Here is a 17,932-nt window from a genome sequence, read left to right on the forward strand (position 1 = left end):
CGGGCACGCCCCAGCACGTCGTATTCGCTTTCGGACCCGAGGACACCGCATGGCTCACCTCCCTTCCACCTTCCGCGCCCTGCACCACGGTTGGACCCTCACCGCCCCCGACCTCCCCGACGACGTCCCCGCGACCGCCGCCGCGACCCTCGTCGACGGCGTAGCCGCCGTCGTGCCCGGCGAGGCACACCTGGATCTGCGGCGCGCTGGTCTGATCGATGACCTGTTCGACGGTGCCAACGAGGCCACCCAACAGTGGATCGGCGACACGACGTGGCGTTTCTCGACGACGTTCACGTGGTTTGACGACGCCTCGGCGCGCCACGACCTCGTGGCTCATGGGCTGGACACCGTGGCCACCGTGGAGCTCAACGGTGAGGTGACAGGGCGGACGCAGAACATGCACCGCTCCTATCGCTGGGACGTGCGTGGGGCACTGCGCCAGGGGGAGAACACCCTCACGGTGACGTTCGCCGCTCCGGTGCCCGAGGCGACGGCGCGGGCCCAGCGCGACGGCGCCCTGCCGCGCGTGAACCACCACGACTACAACCAGCTGCGCAAGATGGCGTGCTCGTTCGGCTGGGACTGGGGCATCGACGTCGCCGGTGCCGGCATCTGGAAGCCGATCGGGCTCGACTCGTGGTCCGGGGTACGCATCGCCTCGGTGCGGCCGCTGGTCGACGTGGTGGCGGCCGGGGGCACCGACGGTGCCGGCCGCCGCGACGACGGTCTGCTGAGGGTGCACGTGGACGTGGAGCGCGACGGCAGACGCGCCGACCAGGACGTCTCGCTCACCGTCACCGTTACCGCCCCCGATGGCGGGACGCTGCACACCGACTGCACCGTGCCCGCTGACGAGACGTCCGCCGTCGTCCTCGTCACGGTGCGCGACGTGCGGCGCTGGTGGCCCGTCGGACACGGCGACCAGCCGTTGTACGGCGTGCAGGTCGAGGCGAGGGCCGCGGGTGACGTCGCGTCCTGGTACGGGCGGGTCGGCTTCCGCACCGTGGAACTCGACACGACGCCCGACGAGGCCGGGGCCCCGTTCCTGCTCCGGGTCAATGGCGAGCGGGTACTCGTGCGGGGCGCCAACTGGATCCCGGATCACGCGTTCCTCACCATGATCGACCGTGAGCGGTACGCCCGCCGGGTGGCCGACGCGCTGCAGGCCAACATCAACCTGCTGCGCGTGTGGGGCGGCGGCATCTACGAGTCCGACGACCTGTACGACCTCGCCGACGAGTACGGCCTGCTGATGTGGCAGGACTTCCCGTTCGCCTGCGCCGCGTACAGCGAGGACGCACCGATGCGGACGGAGATCGACGCCGAGGCCCGCGAGAACGTGACGCGGCTCAGCCCGCACCCGTCCCTCGTGCTGTGGAACGGCAACAACGAGAACACCTGGGGCTCGGTGGACTGGGGGTGGCCCGGCCGCCTGGACGGTCGGGGCTGGGGCGACCTCTACTACCGCCACCTGCTGCCGCGCGTGCTCGCCGAGCTCGACCCGACGCGCCCGTACTCACCGGCGAGCCCGTACTCGTTCGGCGACTACCGGCACCCCAACGACGAGCGGTACGGCACCATGCACGTCTGGGACGTGTGGAACCGGGCGGACTACACAAGCTACGCCCGGTACAAGCCGCGCTTCGTCGCGGAGTTCGGCTTCCAGGCGCCGCCTGCCTGGTCCACTCTCACCGCCGTGGTGCACGACGAGCCGCTCGACCCGTTCGGCCCGCAGATGCTGGTGCACCAGAAGGCCAACCTCGGCAACGCGAAGCTCGAGCGCGGATGGCAGGGCCACCTGCCCGACCCCGTCACCATCGAGGACTGGCACTGGACCACCCAGCTCAACCAGGCGCACGCCATCCGGTTCGGCGTCGAGCACTTCCGCTCCCTGACGCCCCACAACACCGGGACGATCCTGTGGCAGCTCAACGACAACTGGCCGGTGGTGTCCTGGGCCGCCGTCGACTTCGCCGAGCGCCGAAAGCCCCTCTGGTACGCCCTGCGGGCCGCATACGCCCCACGGCTGGCCACCCTTCAGCCGCGCGCGTCGGCCGAGGCGTGGGCCGCCGCGTGGGAAGGTCTCGAACCGGACCCGGACACTCTCGCGCTGGTGCTCGTCAACGACACCGCCGGGGCGTTCCGCGGCACCTTCACGGTGACGCGGGAGACATTCGACGGCACGCTCCTGGCCAAGGCCACGATCGAGGCGTCGGTGCCCGCGCGCGGCGCGGTGTCGGTCACGGTTCCGGACGACGTCGCCGCGTTCGGGGATCCCACCGCCGAGGTGATCGTGGCCGAGTCGGACGATGGCACCGCAGGGTTCGCACCGGCTTTCCGGCACGGCGTCGAGGTGGTCGACCAGCGCCTCGACCCCCGGCCGCTGCGGGTCGAGGCCGTACCCACGGATGACGGCTGCCTGCTGCACGTGGCCGCCACCTCATACGCCCGCGACGTGTTCTGCCCTGCCGACGTGGTGAATCCCCTGGCCTCGGTGAACGACGGCATGGTGAACCTTCGGGCCGGTCGGTCCGTCACCATCCGTGTGACGTCGCCGGCAGGTGATCCACAGGCCTTCGCCGCGGCCGTGCGCTGTGCCAACACCCTCCTGGACCCGGCAGAGAGGATCTTTCCATGACCGCCGTCCCGGCTGTCCCCAGGCAGTTGCCCGCCCACCACGCGTGGCTCGATGCCGAGTGCCGTCGGCTGATCGCCTTCGGCGCGCGGTCCGCGCTGCCCGACGGCGGCGCGGCCTACCTGGACACCACTGGCGTGCCGGATCCCACCCACGGCGTGCTCACCTGGATCACCGCCCGCACCACGCACGCGTACTCGCTCGGCGTGCTGCTCGGCGTGCCCGGTAGCGCCGCCGTCGCCGACGCCGCACTCAAGGCGCTGACCGGCCGGCTGCGCGACGCCGAGCACGGTGGGTGGTTCCACGCGCTCACGCCGGACGGCACTCCTGACCGCGCCGCCGGCAAATCCTGCTACAACCATGCCTTCGTGCTGCTGGCTGCGTCGTCCGCGGCGCTCGCCGGCCGGCCCGGCGGTGCCACGCTGCTCGCCGAGGCCGCCGATGTCTATCTCACGTGGTTCTGGGACGACGCCGTCGGTCGCCCGGTGGACACCTGGGACGCCGGCTTCACCAGGGCCGACGACTACCGCGGTCTCAACGCCACGATGCACTCCGTCGAAGCGTTGCTCGCCGTGGCCGACGCCGTCGAGGTGCTCGATGCTTCGGACGCGCCCGGCGTCGGCGGGGAAGCGTCTGCCTGGCGGGACCGGGCCGCGCGGGCGGCACGATTCGTCGTCGAGCTCGCCGCCGCACACGACGGACGCCTGCCGGAACACTTCGGGCCGGACTGGGCCCCGGTTCTCGGCTTCAACCGCAACCAGCCGGACGACCCCTTCAAGCCGTACGGCGCCACACCCGGACACGGCCTGGAGTGGTCGCGGCTGCTGTTGAACGTCGAGGCCACGATCGGCACCGACGAAGCCCTCGCCGCAGCAGCGGTGCGGCTGTTCGACCGGGCCGTCGACGACGGCTGGGCTGCGGACGGTGCGGAGGGGTTCGTCTACACCACCGACTGGGACGGCACGCCGTTGGTGCGCCAGCGGATGCACTGGGTGGTGGCCGAGGCGATCGCCGCCGCCGCGGCACTGCACCGGCGCACCGGCGAGCGGCGGTTCGCCGACAGCTACGCCGCCTGGTGGGACTACGCCGAGCGTCATCTGCTCGACCGCACAGGCGGCTCGTGGTGGCACGAGCTCGACCCGCACAATATTCCCGCCACGACCGTGTGGCCCGGTAAACCCGACGTCTACCACGCGTTGCAGGCCACGTTGCTGCCGCGCCTGCCGCTCGCGCCCACGCTCGCCCGGGCGCTTCGGGCGGGGCTGCTCGTCTCGTCGCCGGAGGGCACCGACGGTCGAGGGCAGCCGGCATGAGCGGGCACGGACCGTCGGTGGGGGCGGTGACGGTGATCGGCGAGACGCTGATCGACGTGCTGCCGGCCAGCCGCGGCGACGGTGCCGATCTCGGCGTACGCGAGCTACCCGGCGGCAGTCCCGCGAACGTGGCGGTGACTCTCGGGCGGCTGGGCCGGGGGCCGGTGCTCGTCACCACCCTCGCCGACGACGCGCGCGGCGCCGCCGCGCGGGACTGGCTCGAGGCGTCGGACGTCACCGTCGTGGCGCAGCCGCCGGCCACCGGGCGGACGTCGGCTGCCGCCGTCCGGCTCGCCGCCGACGGGTCCGCGACCTACGACTTCGACCTCACCTGGGACCTTTCGCCCGAGATTCTCGCCCGCGCCACCGCGGCGGGCGGGATCGCGGTCCTGCACGCCGGCTCGATCGCCACCGTGCTCGACCCGGGGGCCGACACGGTCGAGGCCGCGCTGCACGGGGCCCGCGGGCGCTCCCTGGTGACGTTCGATCCCAATGCGCGCCCGGCGGTCACGCCGCACGTCGCGCGAGTGCTGCCGCGCGTCGAGCGGTTGGTGGGCCTCAGCGATGTCGTCAAGGCCTCCGACGAGGACCTCGCCTGGTACCACCCCGGCGTCAACCCGGTGGAGGTGGCCCGTACCTGGGCTGGGTCGGGGCCGGTCCTGGTCGTCGTCACCCGGGGCGCGGACGGCAGCGTGTTCGTGCGCGGCGACGACGTCGTCACCGTGCCGGGCAGGCCGGTGACCGTGGCCGACACGATCGGCGCCGGCGACACCTTCATGGGGGCGCTCATCGACGCGCTCGTCGGCGTCGGGGTGCACGGGCCGACCGCACGCGGGGCGCTCGCCGCGCTCAGCAGGGAGAAGTTACGCCAGGTGGGATCTCGGGCGGCGAGCGCTGCCGCGATCACGGTCTCCAGGCCGGGTGCCGATCCACCGACGCCGGCCGAGCTCGACGCGATGGCGCGGGCGGCCACCGGCTGAGGTGGCAGCCTCACCACGACGACTGCGGGCGCAGAGGCGGGCCCGCAGCCGTTCCGGCGGTGGAGGAGGGACGCGGTCAGTCCTTGTCGGGCCGCTCCTCGGCCCGAGCTGCCGCATTGGCGGAGCGCAGCACGCGGGGATGCTGTAGAGCGGACGAGTCGGCCAGGGACGCCGCAGTGCGTACGGTGAAGGTGTGGGTCTCGCCCGCGAGCAGTGAGACGAGCATGTCGTCCACGACCGCGTCGGGGGCCACCTTGTCAGCGAGCAGAGCGAGGTCGCGGACGTACGACGTGGCCCGCACCTCCACCCGGTAGCCGCCGGTCACGCGCGTGACCTCGGCCGTGAAGGGGGTCGGGTCGTAGGCGAGGTCGCGGTCCTCGGCGAACTGGTGGTGGACGCGGATGCCACCGGCGGCGACGGTCAACACCTCGCTTCGCGGATCGACCGGGGTGAGCAGATCGTCGGTCAGGTCGAGCAGGGCGACAGACCGGGGCGCGACATCGAGCGGCATCTCGACGGTCGCCAGCAGGTCGCCGGTGAGGGTCTGCCGCGCGGCGCGGACCGTACCCGTCCACGGCCGGTCGTGATCGTTGACCGCGACCAGGGTGGGCCTTCCGTGGCGGGGCTGCACGGTCAGCAGCCGTGGCGCGAACGCGTGCTTGAGCGCGTAGTAGAGGGGCTTGGGTCGTTCGTCGCTGTCCACGGCGGCCCAGGAGGTGACCGGCCAGCAGTCGTTGAGTTGCCAGACGAGGGCCCCGGCGGTGTAGGGCCACCAGGAGCGGAAGTGCTCGACGCCGAACGCCACCGCCCGTGCCTGGTTGAGCTGTGTCGCCCAGTGCCACTGCTCGAAGTCGTCCGGGACCGGCAGGTGGGGTGCGAGGCCGCGGTCCAGCTTGCCGTTGCCGTCGCCGGCCTTCTGGTGCAGCAGAAACGCGGGTGAGGTGGGTGTCAGTGGCTGGTCACGGATCCAGCGGGTGAGGGTCGCCCAGGTGGGTGGGCCCTGGAAGCCGAACTCCGCGCAGAACCGCGGGATGTGATCGCGGTAGTGGGTGTAGTCGAGCATGTTCCAGACGTCCCACTCGTGGCGGGTGCCGTGGAGGGCGTCGTTGGGCGGGAGATCGCCGGGGCTGTACGGGCTGCCGGGCGCGTACGGGCGGGTGGGGTCCAGTGCGGCGACGAGTGCGGGCAGCAGTTCGGTGTAGTAGCCGAGCCCCCAACTGCGTCCGTCGAGGGCCTCCCGCCAGCCCTCCCAGTCGGTGTAGGCGGGCAGGTTCTCGTTGTTGCCGTTCCACAGCACCAGCGACGGGCGGGCGACCAACCGGGTGATGTTCTCCCGCGCCTCGGCCTCGACCTCGCTCCGCAGGGGCTCTTCCTCGGCATAGAAGGCACACGCGAAGGGGAAGTCCTGCCACACCAGCACGCCCCGTTCGTCGCAGGCGGCATAGAAGTCGTCGGTTTCGTAGATGCCGCCACCCCAGATCCGCAACATGTTCATGTTCGCCCCGACGGCCTGGTCGATCCGGCGGGCGAGCCGTTCGGGGGTGACCCGGGTGAGGAGGTGGTCGTCCGGGATCCAGTTGGCGCCCTTGGCGAAGACCCGGGTGCCGTTGACGACGAACACGAACGGCGTGCCGGTCCCGTCGGGCTCGGTGTCCACGGCAACGGTGCGGAAGCCGATCCGACGTCGGTCGGTGTCCACCGGCTCGGCGTCGGCCAGGAGCGTGACGGTCAACTCGTAGAGCGGCTGCTCGCCGTAGCCGACCGGCCACCACAGCCGGGCGTCCGGCACGAGGACGGTGACGTGGGCGGCGTTGCCGGAGACAGCCGTCCGTTCCTCGCGGCCGGCTACGGTCACCACCGCGGTGTAGTCGCGGTCCGCGGCGCGCTCCACGTCCAGGTGTACGTCGACGCGACCGGTGCCGTCGGCGTCGACGGTGACCAGCGGCCGCACCTGGGCCAGCCGGGCGGTGTCCCAGCGTTCCAGCCGTACCGGCTTCCAGATGCCGGCGGTCTGCAGGTCCGGTCCCCAGTCCCAGCCGAAGGAGCAGGCCATCTTGCGGATCGCGTTGTACGGGTGCGGGTAGGCGCGCTGCCGCCAACCGAGCTGGCTCTCTGCCTGTTCGGCGTAGGGGAGCGCCGCTGCCAACGTCACGGTCAGCTCGTTGTGTCCCTCCCGCAGGGACTCGCGGACGTCGAACCGGTAGCCGCGGTGCATGTTGGCGGTCCGGCCGAGCGTGACGCCGTTGAGCTCGATCGTGGCGATCGTGTCGATGCCGTCGAAGACCAGATCCACCCGCTCACCCACGCCGGGCGCGGACGCCTGGAAAGCCGTCGCGTACTGCCAGTCGACGCGGTGCATCCAGGTCAGCGACGCCTCGTTGCTGTCCAGGTAGGGGTCGGGGATGAGCCCGGCGGCCATCAGGTCGAGGTGGGTGCTGCCCGGCACCTGTGCGGGGATGTCCCGTCCGGCGAGGGCGTCCGGCGCGGGGCCTCCGTTGGCGCGTAGCCGCCAACCCTCGTGCAGGGTGGTGCGCGTCATCGGGTCCTCCTCCTTGTCGGCGGCAGGGGGTCAGGCCCGAGGAGCATCCTTACGTAGGTAAACGAAGTAAGTCAATGCGCCAGGTGCGCCGGGCCCCATCTACCCTGCGTCGCCCGATCCGGCGGTGCGTGCCCTGTCCTGCGGATGGGGATGGCCGAGGGTCAGCTCGCTCCGTAGGACGAGGACCGCGCCGCCGATCGCCGCCGCGTCCGACCCGTTGACCGACGGCACGATCCGTACCTGGTGCGCGCGCCGTGCGAACAGGCGGCGGTCCACCTCCTGCTGGATCATCGTCTGGTAGATCGAGCCGGCCACGGCGAAGCTCGGCCCGGCCAGGACGATCGCCTCCAGGTCGAACAGGCACGCCATGGTGACGGCCGCGTGACCGAGGTAGCGGGCCGACTGCTCGACGAGCCCTCGTGCGCCAGCGTCGCCGGTGTTCGCCGCGGCCGCGATCCGCGCGAACTCGGCGAGGACGTCGGTGGCGGCCGGGTCCAGTGCCAGCCGGCGGCCGAGCCCGGGTGTCGCCAGGGCCTGCCGGACCAGGGCCGACGGGCCCGCGTAGTTCTCCAGGCAACCGACGTTGCCGCACGGGCACTCGTCACCGTTGACGTCGATCGAGATGTGGCCGATCTCCACGCTGTTCGACGAACTTCCCCGATAGACCTCGCCGGCGACCACCACGCCGCCGCCGATCCCGGTGGCCATGTAGATGCAGCCGTAGGTGCTTCGTGGGTCGACCGTACCCATCCAGTGCTCACCGATCGCCGCCGCGGCCGCGTCGTTTTCGAGCAGGACGGGCAACCCGAGAGCCTCCGCCAGCCGCCGCGCGACCGGGTGGTCGAGCCACTCGTCGGTCGGCTGCGGCGTCAACAGCACACCCGCGCGTCGATCCTGCGGTCCGTAGCTGACCAGGCCGACCCCCAGCACCCGGTCGCGGTCGACAGCCGCCGTGGCCAGCAACGCGTCGACCTGCGCCGCCACCAGTGGCAGCGCCCGCTCCGGTGGCATCGTCGCCACGCCCTGGAACGACGTCCGGGCCACCTGTCGACCCGCCAGGTCGATGACCACGATCACGCACGTGTTGCGCTCTAGCTGCACCCCGACGCTGTAGCGGGCCAGCGGATTGAGCTGCACCATGGTGCGTGGCTTGCCACCCGTCGGCGCACCCCGACCGGCCTCGACCACGAGGTCGTCGCCGATCAGTTCCCGCACGACCTCGGAGATCGTCGCGCCCGTCAGACCCGTCGCCGCCGCGAGTTCCACCCGGCTGATGCTGCGTGCCGACCTGATCACGTCCAGCACCAGGCCGCGCGTCTTCGGTCGGCTGGCCCAGATCGGGCTGCTCGCCACGGTCCCTCCCAGTTTCCACCCGGCCCGCCAGGCTACTTCACTCAGCACCTCGTTGGTCACCGCCCTGTCTCCGCATTCGCACCGGTCCTGACATGTATTGACTTTCGTAACCAAGCTAATAAAGGATGGCCCGAAGCGCTCCCATCGATCTCTCACCAGCACGAGGAGATCAGATGAAACATCGACATGCACTGCTGGCCACCGGTACCGCCGGTGTGCTGATGCTGGGCGGCATGGCAACGTCCACGCCCTCCGCTGCGGCGGCCGCCACCGGTTGCGCAGTCACCTACACGGTGCAGAGCCAGTGGCCGGGCGGGTTCACCGCCAACGTCGCCGTCACCAATCTCGGCGACGCGGTGTCGAGCTGGAAGCTGACCTTCGACTTCCCCGGCGCAGGCCAGAAGGTCACCCAGGGCTGGAGTGCCACCTGGACCCAGGCCGGCACCCGGGTGACGGCCGCCAGCATGAGCTGGAACGGCGCACTGGGCACCGGTGCCTCGACCTCGATCGGGTTCGGCGGCTCGTGGAGCGGCGCGAATCCGGTGCCCGCATCGTTCACGCTCAACGGCACCAGGTGCACCGGGTCGGTGACCACACCGACCCCGCCGCCGACCACCCCGCCGCCGACCAGCGGGTCGGCACCGGCGCTGCGGGTGTCCGGGAACACGATCGTCACCACGGCGGGCAAGCCGTACCGGCTGCTGGGCGTGAGCCGGTCCGGCGGGGAGTTCGGCTGCGTGCAGGGTAAGGGCCTCTGGGACTCCGGACCGGTCGACCAGGCCTCGATCGATGCGATGAAGACCTGGAACATCCACGCCGTGCGCGTTGCGCTGAACGAAGAATGCTGGCTCGGCGTCAACGGCTCGCCCAGCGGCGTCACCTACCAGCAGGGCGTCAAGGACTACGTGAACCGGCTCGTCGCCAACGGCATCAACGTCATCCTCGACCTGCACTGGACCTGGGGGGCCTACCCCAACAGCCCGGAATGGCACTGCAAGGACGAGCATGCCACCTGCCAGAAGCCGATGCCGGACGCGCGGTACGCCCCGCAGTTCTGGACGGGCGTCGCCAACGCGTTCAAGGGCAACGACGCGGTCGTCTTCGACCTGTTCAACGAGCCCTACCCGGACATGCCCGCCGATTGGAACAAGACCCTGGGCTGGCAGTGTCTACGTGACGGCGGCAGCTGCGCCGGCCTGCCGTACGAGGTGGCGGGCATGCAGGACCTCGTCGACGCGGTCCGCGCCACCGGTGCCACCAACCTGCTCATGATCAGCGGTCTGGAATGGACCAACGACCTGCGGGAGTGGCTGACCTACAAGCCAAACGACCCGCTGAACAACCTGGCCGCCTCGTGGCACGCGTACAGCTTCAACGCCTGCGCCACCGAGTCCTGCTGGGACAGCCAGATCGCTCCGCTGGCGCAGCAGGTGCCCATCGTGATCGGGGAGTTCGGCCAGGACAACTGCGGCTTCGACTACATGCAGCGACTGGTGAACTGGGCCGACGAGCACGACCTGAGCTACCTGGCCTGGACCTGGAACCCGTGGGGCTGCACCGGCGGCGCCGTGCTCATCAAGGACTGGGCCGGCACCCCGGAGCCCGGCATCGGCGAGGGCTTCAAGGCCCACCTGCTGACCCAGAGCCCCTATCTCTGAGCAATCTCGTCGGCCGGCCAGCGCTCGCGGCGCTGGCCGGCCGACGACCCACCCACCCGTATCCCGAGGGGATGGCATGCGCAGGAAATCTCGACTGACGTCACCGAACACGCCGGGGGCAACACATCCGGGGTCCGAGGTGCGACGGCCGTCGGCGGCGGTGACCGGGAGGATCGGCGATGTCTGACCTCCCACCGCGTGTGCTGTTCGGCGCGGCCTATTACCACGAGTACCAGCCGTACGAGCGGCTCAAGACCGACCTCGACCTGATGGCCGCGGCCGGATTCACCGTCATCCGGGTCGGTGAGTCGGTCTGGTCGACGTGGGAACCGGAGGACGGCCAGTTCGACCTCGACTGGCTCCAGCCGGTCCTCGACGGCGCCCACGAACGCGGGATCAGCGTGGTCCTCGGCACCCCGACGTACTCGGTGCCCCCGTGGCTGGCCCGCCGGTACCCCGAGATCGCCGGGGAGCTCCGCACGGGTGAACGGATGGGGTGGGGCGGCCGGCAGGAGGCGGACTACACCCATGCCGCCTTCCTGTTCCACGCCGAGCGCGTGACCCGGGCGGTCGTCGCCCGGTACGCCGACCATCCGGCCGTCATCGGGTTCCAGGTCGACAACGAACCCGGCCTGTGGCTGTTCCGCAACCACGGCGTCTTCCAACGATTCGTCGACGACCTGCGCCGCACGTACGGCAGCGTCGAGGCCCTGAACCGGGAGTGGGGTCTGGTCTTCTGGTCGAACCGGCTGACGACCTGGGCCGACCTGTGGCGGCCGGAGGGCAACACCCATCCGCAGTACTCGCTGGCATGGCGGCGCTTCCAGGCGCGGCTGACCACGGAGTTCATCGCCTGGCAGGCCGGCATCGTGCGCGAGTACGCCAGCCCGGGACAGTTCGTCACCACGTGCATCGACTATGGGCGGCCGGCGGTCGAGGACGACGAGCTGGCAGCCCGGCTCGACGTGACCGCGGGCAACGCCTACTACGAGCCGCAGGACGCGTTGACGCTCCCCGACCCCCGTACGCCGCCGCCGGACCGGGTGGGCAACGGGGCCTGGACGATCCACCAGCACGCCGACCGGATGTGGAGCTCGCGCCAGGAACCCTTCCTGGTCACCGAGACCAACGCCAACCACCGGATCGCCCCGCACAGCCGCGCCGCCTACGACGGGCAGTGGCGGCAGGCCGCCTGGGCCCTCGTCAGCCGCGGCGCGCAGATGATCGAATACTGGCACTGGCACACCATCCACGCCGGCGCGGAGACCAGCTGGGGCGGGATCATCCCGCACAGCGGACGGCCCGGACGCGCCTACCGGGAGATCGCCCGCATCGGCCAGGAACTCGGCACCGCCGGCGATCTCGTCGCCGGGCTGATCCCCGACGCCGACGTCACCCTGCTGCACTCCCTGCCCACCCGGTGGCTGATGCAGGAACACCCCCCGCTGGCCCGGCAGGACGGCAGCGGCGACACCGACTCCTATCACGCGTTCTTCGACGCCTTCCACCGCGGGGCGTTCGACGCCCGGCTGCAGACCCGCATCGTCCACGTCAGCCAGCTCGTGGCGCAGCCCGTCGAGCAGGCCGTCGAGGGTCACCCGGTGCTTGTGGTGCCCGGACTCTACGTCGCCGAGGACGCCACCCTGGACTGGCTGAAGGCGTACGCGCACGCAGGCGGGCACCTGGTGGTCGGTCCGCGCACCGGCTACAGCGACGGCGAGACACGGGCCCGTGTCGACGTGCAGCCCGGACGCCTGGCCGACGCCGCCGGAGCGTGGTACGAGGAGTCCGCCAACCTGCTGGACGAGGTGCCGGTGACCGCGCGGGACGCCGGACTCACCCTGCTGGGGCGGCCCGCCGCGACCCGCTGGCTGGACGCGCTGATCGCCGAGGACGCCACCGTGCTGGCCGGGTACGACCACCCGCACTTCGGGCAGTGGGCGGCCGTCACCACCAGGGTGGCCGGACGCGGACGGGTCACGTGCGTCGGGGCGCTGCCCAACGTCGACCTTGCCCGGGGCATCATGCGCTGGCTGCTCGTCGAGCGGTCGGACCAGTGGTACGCCGTGCCCGACTCCGTGACCAGCACGGGAGCGACCGCCCGCACCGGGCAGCGGTTGCGCTTCCTGCACAACTGGTCGTTCACCCCGGTGGATGTCCGGGTCCCGGTCGCGGTCACCGACGTACTCGACGCCACCTCATACGCTGCGGGCGACGAGCTGCCGCTGGGGGCGTGGGACGTGCGCGTCCTCGTCGAGAACTGACCGGTCCTGCGGACCGGATCGCCCCGGGCCTGGTGGGGGACACCAGACCCGGGGCGATTCCGTGGCCGCCCTGCCGTGGGTGGGACGGGCCGACCGCCGGGGGCGGGTTGGGACCCCGGTGGCGGTGCCGGCCGTGGCAGCGGCCGGCTGGCTGCCGGAGGGAGTGCCGGGGATTCCGCCGGGGCCGTGCCGCCAGGCGTCGCCGGGTCGGTGACGCCTGTCGGCACGGCCGGCGGGTACGACGGCGGGGGACCGGGTGCCGCGCCGAATCGGCACCCGGTCCCGGCGTTGCCGGCGAACTACTGCCGGGTCCACTTCTGGTTGCTGCCGCCCGTGCAGTTCGAGGTCTGCACGGTGCTGCCGTTCGCGGTGCCCGCGCTGGTCACGTCCAGGCACAGCCCGGATTCGCGGCCGACGACCGTGCCGTCACCGTTGAGGGTCCACTGCTGGTTGGTACCGCCGTTGCAGTCCCAGATCTGCACCTTGGCACCTGCGGTGGTGGAGTGACCGGGGACGTCGAGGCACTTGTTGCCGTACACCTGCAGGGCGCCGTTGGGCAGCGCGACCCAACGCTGGTTGCTTCCGCCGGTGCAGTCCCAGATCGCCAGCTGCGTGCCGTTGGTGGTGCTGGCGCCGGGCACGTCCAGGCACCGCTGGGAGCCGACACCGCGCAGCACGTTACCGGAGCCGGTCGGCGGCGTCGTCGGGCCGTCGAGTCTCCAGCCGTACCGGAGCCGGTCGAGACCGGACTGGTTGATGACGGTCAGTGACAGGTTGGTGCCGCTGCCGGTCAGCGACGTGATGGCGCAGGAGGCGTTGAAGCAGGGGCCGGGGCCCTGGGTCTGGTTGGCCTCCTTGACGCCGGTCCAGACCAGCGAGCCCATGCCCAACTCCCGTACCGTGTCGGTGAGCGCGTAGAAGTACGACACGTTGTTGTTGCCGTCGCGGGGCCCGTTGTAGTTGACGCCGGTGTTCATCGGCACGCCGAACTCGGTGAGAATGGCGCGGTCGGCGTATCCGCACAGGCGGGCCTTGAAGCTGTTGATCCACTCCGCCTCCGTCGGGTGGGTCTCGCCCCCCAGGGTGTACATGTGGATCGACAGCAGGGTGCCGTTCAACCGGGAGTCCGCCCCTACGGCGCACAGGTCGATGTCCGACCAGAGCCCCGGCACCACGATCCGGCCGCGCGGGATGTTCGAGTAGCGTTGCAGGAACGCTGCCGCGAGATTGGTCAACTCGGTCGCGCTGTACCCCCACGGCTCGTTCACGATGTCGAAGTAGAACCGGCTGTTGCTGCCGTACTTGGCGATGACCGTGTCCCACATCCGGTAGAACGCGTTCATGTCGCTGATCCGGCCGCCGGTCGGGGGCCAGGGTGCGATCATCACGTTCATGCCCATCGCGCTGGCCGCGTCGTACGCCGCCGTCAGGCTGCCCCACCACGGGGACGACGTGGTCTGCGGGTTGATCCCGAACCGGATCGTGTTCGAGCCGAGGCCCTGGAATCCCCTGAGGATCGCGGTGGCCTTCGTGTAGGTGGTCGCATAGCTGTCCGACTTGGACAGCCCGATCGGGACGTTCTCGTCGTACAGGAAGTTGTCCCTGGCGTCCGCCCAGTTGACTCCGCGGAACTGGCTGGTGGCGGCCTGCGCCGGTGCGCTGGTGGCCACATGGACGCCCAGTGAGCCCAGCAGCACGGTAACGGCCGCGCCGATCGAGGCGAGACGCCACAGGCGTCTACGAACAGTCATGACATCCTCCATGCCAGTTGCCGATGGTGATCCAGCCGCCGTGCTGGCCCCGGTTGCCGGGTGCCGCCTATCCGAGGCGCCACTGCTGGTTGTTGCCGTTGTTGCAGGCCCAGAGTTGGGTCAGGGCGCCGTTGGCGGTGGAGCCGCCGCTGACGTCGAGGCAGAGGCCGGACTGGACGCCGGTGATGGTGCCGTTGGCGTTGACGTTCCATTGCTGGTTGGCGGTGCCGGTGCAGTCCCAGATGATGACCCGGGTGCCGTTGGTGGTGCCCTGACCGGCGGCGTCGAGGCATTTGTTGCCGTAGACGGTGAGTTGTTTGCCGGCGGTGCGGGTCCAGCGTTGGTTGGTGCCGCCGTTGCAGTCCCAGATCGCCAGTTGGGTGTCGTTGGTCTGGGAGGCGTTGGGCACGTCCAGGCACTTGCCCGCGCCGACCGCGCGGACCGGCCCGCCGGAGGTCGGCGGCGGGGTGGACGGCGGAGACGTCGGCTGGCCGGTGGATCCGTACGGGCATTCGCTGAGGTACCGGGAGACTCCGGTGTTGTCCGCGAGTGACGGACACAGGAACTGCGTGTAGCGGTTGTCGTTGTCGAGGAAGATTTTCAGCCAGGGGATCTCCCGTCGGGTCACCTGGGAGTTTCCCCAGGTGGGGAATCCGTGGCCGCCACCGGTGAGCTCGACGTAGGCGCCCTTCGTGGTGGCCGGTTTGGTGGCCCACAAGCTGTTGATCGAGGACGGGGTGACCGTGCCGTCGTCCCGGGCGCCCATGATCAGCGTGGGTACCCGCACGGTGGAGAGGTTCTGCGAGAACGAGGCCGGGGCGAGGGGGATGGCCGCCTTGAGGGTGGGACGCCGCATGGCGGCGCTGATGGCGCCGCCGCCGCCCATGGAGTGACCGAGCACGGCGAGCCGGTTGGGGTCGACCCGGTCACGGACCGCGCTCTGCCCGGTGAGGTAGTCCAGCGCGGCCAGCAACTGGGTGCCCCGGGCGGTGTCGAAGTCGGTGGGGCTGTTGGTGTCGATGCCGATCACCACGAAGCCGAAGGACGCCAGCCAGGGCCCCATCCAGGCACCCTCGGCAGCCCAGGATGCCGTGTAACCTGGTACCGCCGCGATCGCGCCCCAGGTCCCCTGACTGGTGTCGGTCGGGTAGTAGATCTTCCCGCCGTTGAAGCCGTAACCACGTGGCACGGTGATCTCCGCGGTGGGGAACGTGCCGCGGTTGGCGGCGACGCTCTGCACCGTGGGATCCGGCCCCCGCTGGTACGACGCCGCGGCAGCCGAGGGGGAACTGCCCACCACTGCGGCTCCGGCCATCGCCACGCCCAGCAGGGCCGCGGCCCCGCCCGCCATGATGCGCCAGCCCCGCCGGGGCGGGGAACTGCGTTCCTGCCGACCGGCCCCGGCACCGTCCGGCATGCCGGACCGGGGATCTGCGGCCGGCACCGGCCGGAGATCCCCGCCGAGTCCATCGCGCGCGTCTGCTTTCACGATGTTCACACCTTTCGTAGGATCCTGCTCCGCACCTTGGCCACCGGCCCTTCGGCGATGACCTCAGTGCGAATTGGTTTCGAATGGGGCACCTGCGTGCTGCGGGCTCGGCCCGGAGAGGGGGCCGGCGCCGTGACGGCCGGCGCTTGCCGGCGGATCTCCGATGAACGCCCACCGGTAGTTGCTTCGGATCGGTGGCAGTCGGGCGGGGTGGCGCTGGCCTCAGCCGATCCGGCTGCCCGCACCGGACGACTGTCCGTTCTCGGCGCGCCTTCGGCGACCCGGTTTCCACCCGCCCGGGAACCGGTGGGCGGAAACGACCCACCCGGTGCCCACCGGACGGTCGGGTCCGTCGCTCAGGAGGCGAGGAGGCGAGGAGGCGACGGCTCCTCCGGGCCATGCCGGTCAGACATGGCCCGGAGGGCCGCACTCATCTCAGGTTCGGCACCTCGTCGCGGGTGACCACGTACGAGCTGTTGTAGACGGTGTTGATGAAGGATGGCGGGTTCGTGCTGCCGTCGCTGATGAAGCTCGTGTGCCAGGTGTTGAACAGCACCCACCGGGCACCGGAGGACTGCAACTGCGCCGGGTCGGGGATGCGGCCGTTCTCGTGCAACGCGATCGGGATCGTCCCGCCGTACACGCTGCGGGCGGCGTTGAACATCGACGTCAATGGCCCGTGGTCACCGGCGTACGTGTCGGCGCCGCCGATGTCGACGTACTGCTTGCCGGGGTACCAGGCGGCGCTGGGGGAGCCGTTGAACGGGTGCAGGTAGACCAGGTTGTGCACCCCCTGGGCACGCATGAAGTTGTAGGTGTAGACCCACAGCCGGTTGTACTGGCCGGCGCCCTCCATGCTCCACCAGAACCAGGTGCCGCTGGCCTCGTGCCAGGGGCGGAACAGGACCGCGCCGCCACCGTTCTGAATGACCTTCAACTGGTTGGCCCAGGCGGTGAGCCGCTGGTTGAGCCGGCCGTTGTCGGCGGTGCCGGAGGTCAGTGCCGCGTTGATGTTCGCCCGCATCAGGGAGCCGTTGTAGCCGTCGGTGTTCTGCGCGGGCGAGCCCATGTGGTAGCCGACCATCGGGATACCTCCGGCGTTCCACCAGGCCAGCCCACGGGCACCGAAGTCCGGGGCGTCACCCATGTCCTGGCCGCGGACTGCCGGGTACTTGCCGGAGGCGTTGCGGATGATGTTCATCTCGTAGTCCGGCCCGCTGACCCAGGTGGACTCCTGCTGCCCGGACAGGATGTGGTTGCCGTACTGGCTGTAGACGTAGCAGAGCAGCCGGCGCGCGGCGGCGGTGGCGTTGGGATCGACCGGGGCAACGGCGCAGCTACCCGGGGTGGTCGGCGGGGTGGTAGGCGGGGTGGTCGGATTGCCGCCGGTCTGCGACCAGCGCTGGTTGGCCTGGCCGTTGCAGTTCCAGAGGGCGACCAGGGTGCCGGCGGTGGTGGCGGCACCGGAGACGTCGAGGCACAACCCGGACTGCACGCCGGTGATGCTGCCGTTGGAGTTCAGCCGCCATCGTTGGTTGGCCGCCCCGGTGCAGGACCAGATGACCGCAGCGGTGCCCGGGCTGGTCTGGCCACCCTCGGCGTCCAGGCAGAGGCTGTTGTTGAACACTCGCAGCTCACCGGCATCGGTGAAAGTCCAGGTCTGGTTGGCCTGGCCGTTGCAGTCCCAGATCTGCACGCGGGTGCCGGTGGTCGGGGCATTGCCGACGACGTCGAGGCAGCGCCCGGACGCGGCACTGACCAGTCGTCCGGTCGACGCGGCTTCGGCATCGCCCGCGGTCAGCCAGAGCGCGGACACGCTGACGCTGCCAGCTGTCACCGCGGCGAGTACCAGGCTCATCCACCGGGTGCGGCGGCGCCGCACCACCGGGATGGGATGGGCAGTGATCGTCATGGAGGGCCTCCGGGGTGAGGGACGGATCGGGTTCG

At 70.9% G+C, this 17,932-nt stretch carries 10 protein-coding genes; 5 read left to right on the plus strand and 5 right to left on the minus strand.

Going from position 1 to position 17,932, the window contains the following annotated elements:
* The first annotated feature begins 49 nt into the window (after nucleotides 1-49).
* From H1A17_RS00685 to H1A17_RS00695, 3 genes are read left to right on the plus strand one after another with little or no spacing between them, the layout of a single operon-like run.
* Nucleotides 50-2,641 carry a glycoside hydrolase family 2 protein gene (locus H1A17_RS00685; protein ID WP_194820748.1) on the plus strand — a complete coding sequence of 864 codons (2,592 nt, stop codon included), beginning with the start codon at nucleotides 50-52 and terminating at the stop codon, nucleotides 2,639-2,641.
* Nucleotides 2,638-3,951 (plus strand): AGE family epimerase/isomerase, encoded by a 1,314-nt coding sequence (locus H1A17_RS00690; RefSeq protein WP_194820749.1) that lies wholly within the window; start codon nucleotides 2,638-2,640, stop codon nucleotides 3,949-3,951. Before H1A17_RS00685 ends, H1A17_RS00690 begins: the two co-directional genes overlap by 4 nt.
* Nucleotides 3,948-4,931 carry a carbohydrate kinase gene (locus H1A17_RS00695; protein ID WP_194820750.1) on the plus strand — a complete coding sequence of 328 codons (984 nt, stop codon included), beginning with the start codon at nucleotides 3,948-3,950 and terminating at the stop codon, nucleotides 4,929-4,931. The genes H1A17_RS00690 and H1A17_RS00695 overlap by 4 nt, the downstream gene beginning before the upstream one ends.
* A gap of 76 nt (nucleotides 4,932-5,007) precedes the next feature.
* On the opposite strand, the gene H1A17_RS00700 is transcribed toward H1A17_RS00695, so the two are convergent.
* Nucleotides 5,008-7,470, minus strand: a complete 2,463-nt coding sequence (locus H1A17_RS00700; protein ID WP_194820751.1) for a glycoside hydrolase family 2 protein — start codon at nucleotides 7,468-7,470, stop codon at nucleotides 5,008-5,010.
* Between the two features lie 99 nt (nucleotides 7,471-7,569).
* Complete coding sequence (locus tag H1A17_RS00705; RefSeq protein ID WP_194820752.1) at nucleotides 7,570-8,937, minus strand: ROK family protein; 1,368 nt, start codon at nucleotides 8,935-8,937, stop codon at nucleotides 7,570-7,572.
* A gap of 59 nt (nucleotides 8,938-8,996) precedes the next feature.
* Here H1A17_RS00705 and H1A17_RS00710 point away from each other — a divergent pair, with 59 nt between their 5' ends.
* Both H1A17_RS00710 and H1A17_RS00715 read left to right on the plus strand, forming a co-directional pair.
* Complete coding sequence (locus tag H1A17_RS00710; protein ID WP_194820753.1) at nucleotides 8,997-10,481, plus strand: cellulase family glycosylhydrolase; 1,485 nt, start codon at nucleotides 8,997-8,999, stop codon at nucleotides 10,479-10,481.
* 179 nt (nucleotides 10,482-10,660) lie between these two features.
* Nucleotides 10,661-12,745, plus strand: coding sequence for a beta-galactosidase (locus H1A17_RS00715; RefSeq protein WP_194820754.1), 2,085 nt, complete (start codon nucleotides 10,661-10,663; stop codon nucleotides 12,743-12,745).
* Nucleotides 12,746-13,044: 299 nt separating this feature from the next.
* On the opposite strand, the gene H1A17_RS00720 is transcribed toward H1A17_RS00715, so the two are convergent.
* The 3 genes from H1A17_RS00720 to H1A17_RS00730 all read right to left on the minus strand — a co-directional run bounded on the left by H1A17_RS00720 (nucleotide 13,045) and on the right by H1A17_RS00730 (nucleotide 17,897).
* Complete coding sequence (locus H1A17_RS00720) at nucleotides 13,045-14,496, minus strand: ricin-type beta-trefoil lectin domain protein (RefSeq protein WP_228542667.1); 1,452 nt, start codon at nucleotides 14,494-14,496, stop codon at nucleotides 13,045-13,047.
* Nucleotides 14,497-14,563: 67 nt separating this feature from the next.
* Nucleotides 14,564-15,985, minus strand: a complete 1,422-nt coding sequence (locus tag H1A17_RS00725) for a ricin-type beta-trefoil lectin domain protein (RefSeq protein WP_307826171.1) — start codon at nucleotides 15,983-15,985, stop codon at nucleotides 14,564-14,566.
* A 430-nt stretch (nucleotides 15,986-16,415) separates the two neighbouring features.
* The gene (locus H1A17_RS00730) at nucleotides 16,416-17,897 is read right to left on the minus strand and encodes a lectin (RefSeq protein WP_228542668.1); all 1,482 of its coding nucleotides are present in this window, start codon (nucleotides 17,895-17,897) and stop codon (nucleotides 16,416-16,418) included.
* Between the last annotated feature and the right edge of the window lie 35 nt (nucleotides 17,898-17,932).

It is taken from the genome of Micromonospora sp. S-DT3-3-22 (genome assembly GCF_015354745.1).
Lineage (GTDB): Bacteria > Actinomycetota > Actinomycetes > Mycobacteriales > Micromonosporaceae > Micromonospora > Micromonospora wenchangensis.

What these genes read in the sequence shown, in the direction of transcription:
- H1A17_RS00685 (WP_194820748.1), top strand. Translation starts at nt 50, where the DNA reads ATGGCTCACCTCCCTTCCACCTTCCGCGCCCTGCACCACGGTTGGACC.
- H1A17_RS00690 (WP_194820749.1), top strand. Translation starts at nt 2,638, where the DNA reads ATGACCGCCGTCCCGGCTGTCCCCAGGCAGTTGCCCGCCCACCACGCG.
- H1A17_RS00695 (WP_194820750.1), top strand. Translation starts at nt 3,948, where the DNA reads ATGAGCGGGCACGGACCGTCGGTGGGGGCGGTGACGGTGATCGGCGAG.
- H1A17_RS00700 (WP_194820751.1), bottom strand. Translation starts at nt 7,470, where the DNA reads ATGACGCGCACCACCCTGCACGAGGGTTGGCGGCTACGCGCCAACGGA.
- H1A17_RS00710 (WP_194820753.1), top strand. Translation starts at nt 8,997, where the DNA reads ATGAAACATCGACATGCACTGCTGGCCACCGGTACCGCCGGTGTGCTG.
- H1A17_RS00715 (WP_194820754.1), top strand. Translation starts at nt 10,661, where the DNA reads ATGTCTGACCTCCCACCGCGTGTGCTGTTCGGCGCGGCCTATTACCAC.
- H1A17_RS00720 (WP_228542667.1), bottom strand. Translation starts at nt 14,496, where the DNA reads ATGACTGTTCGTAGACGCCTGTGGCGTCTCGCCTCGATCGGCGCGGCC.
- H1A17_RS00730 (WP_228542668.1), bottom strand. Translation starts at nt 17,897, where the DNA reads ATGACGATCACTGCCCATCCCATCCCGGTGGTGCGGCGCCGCCGCACC.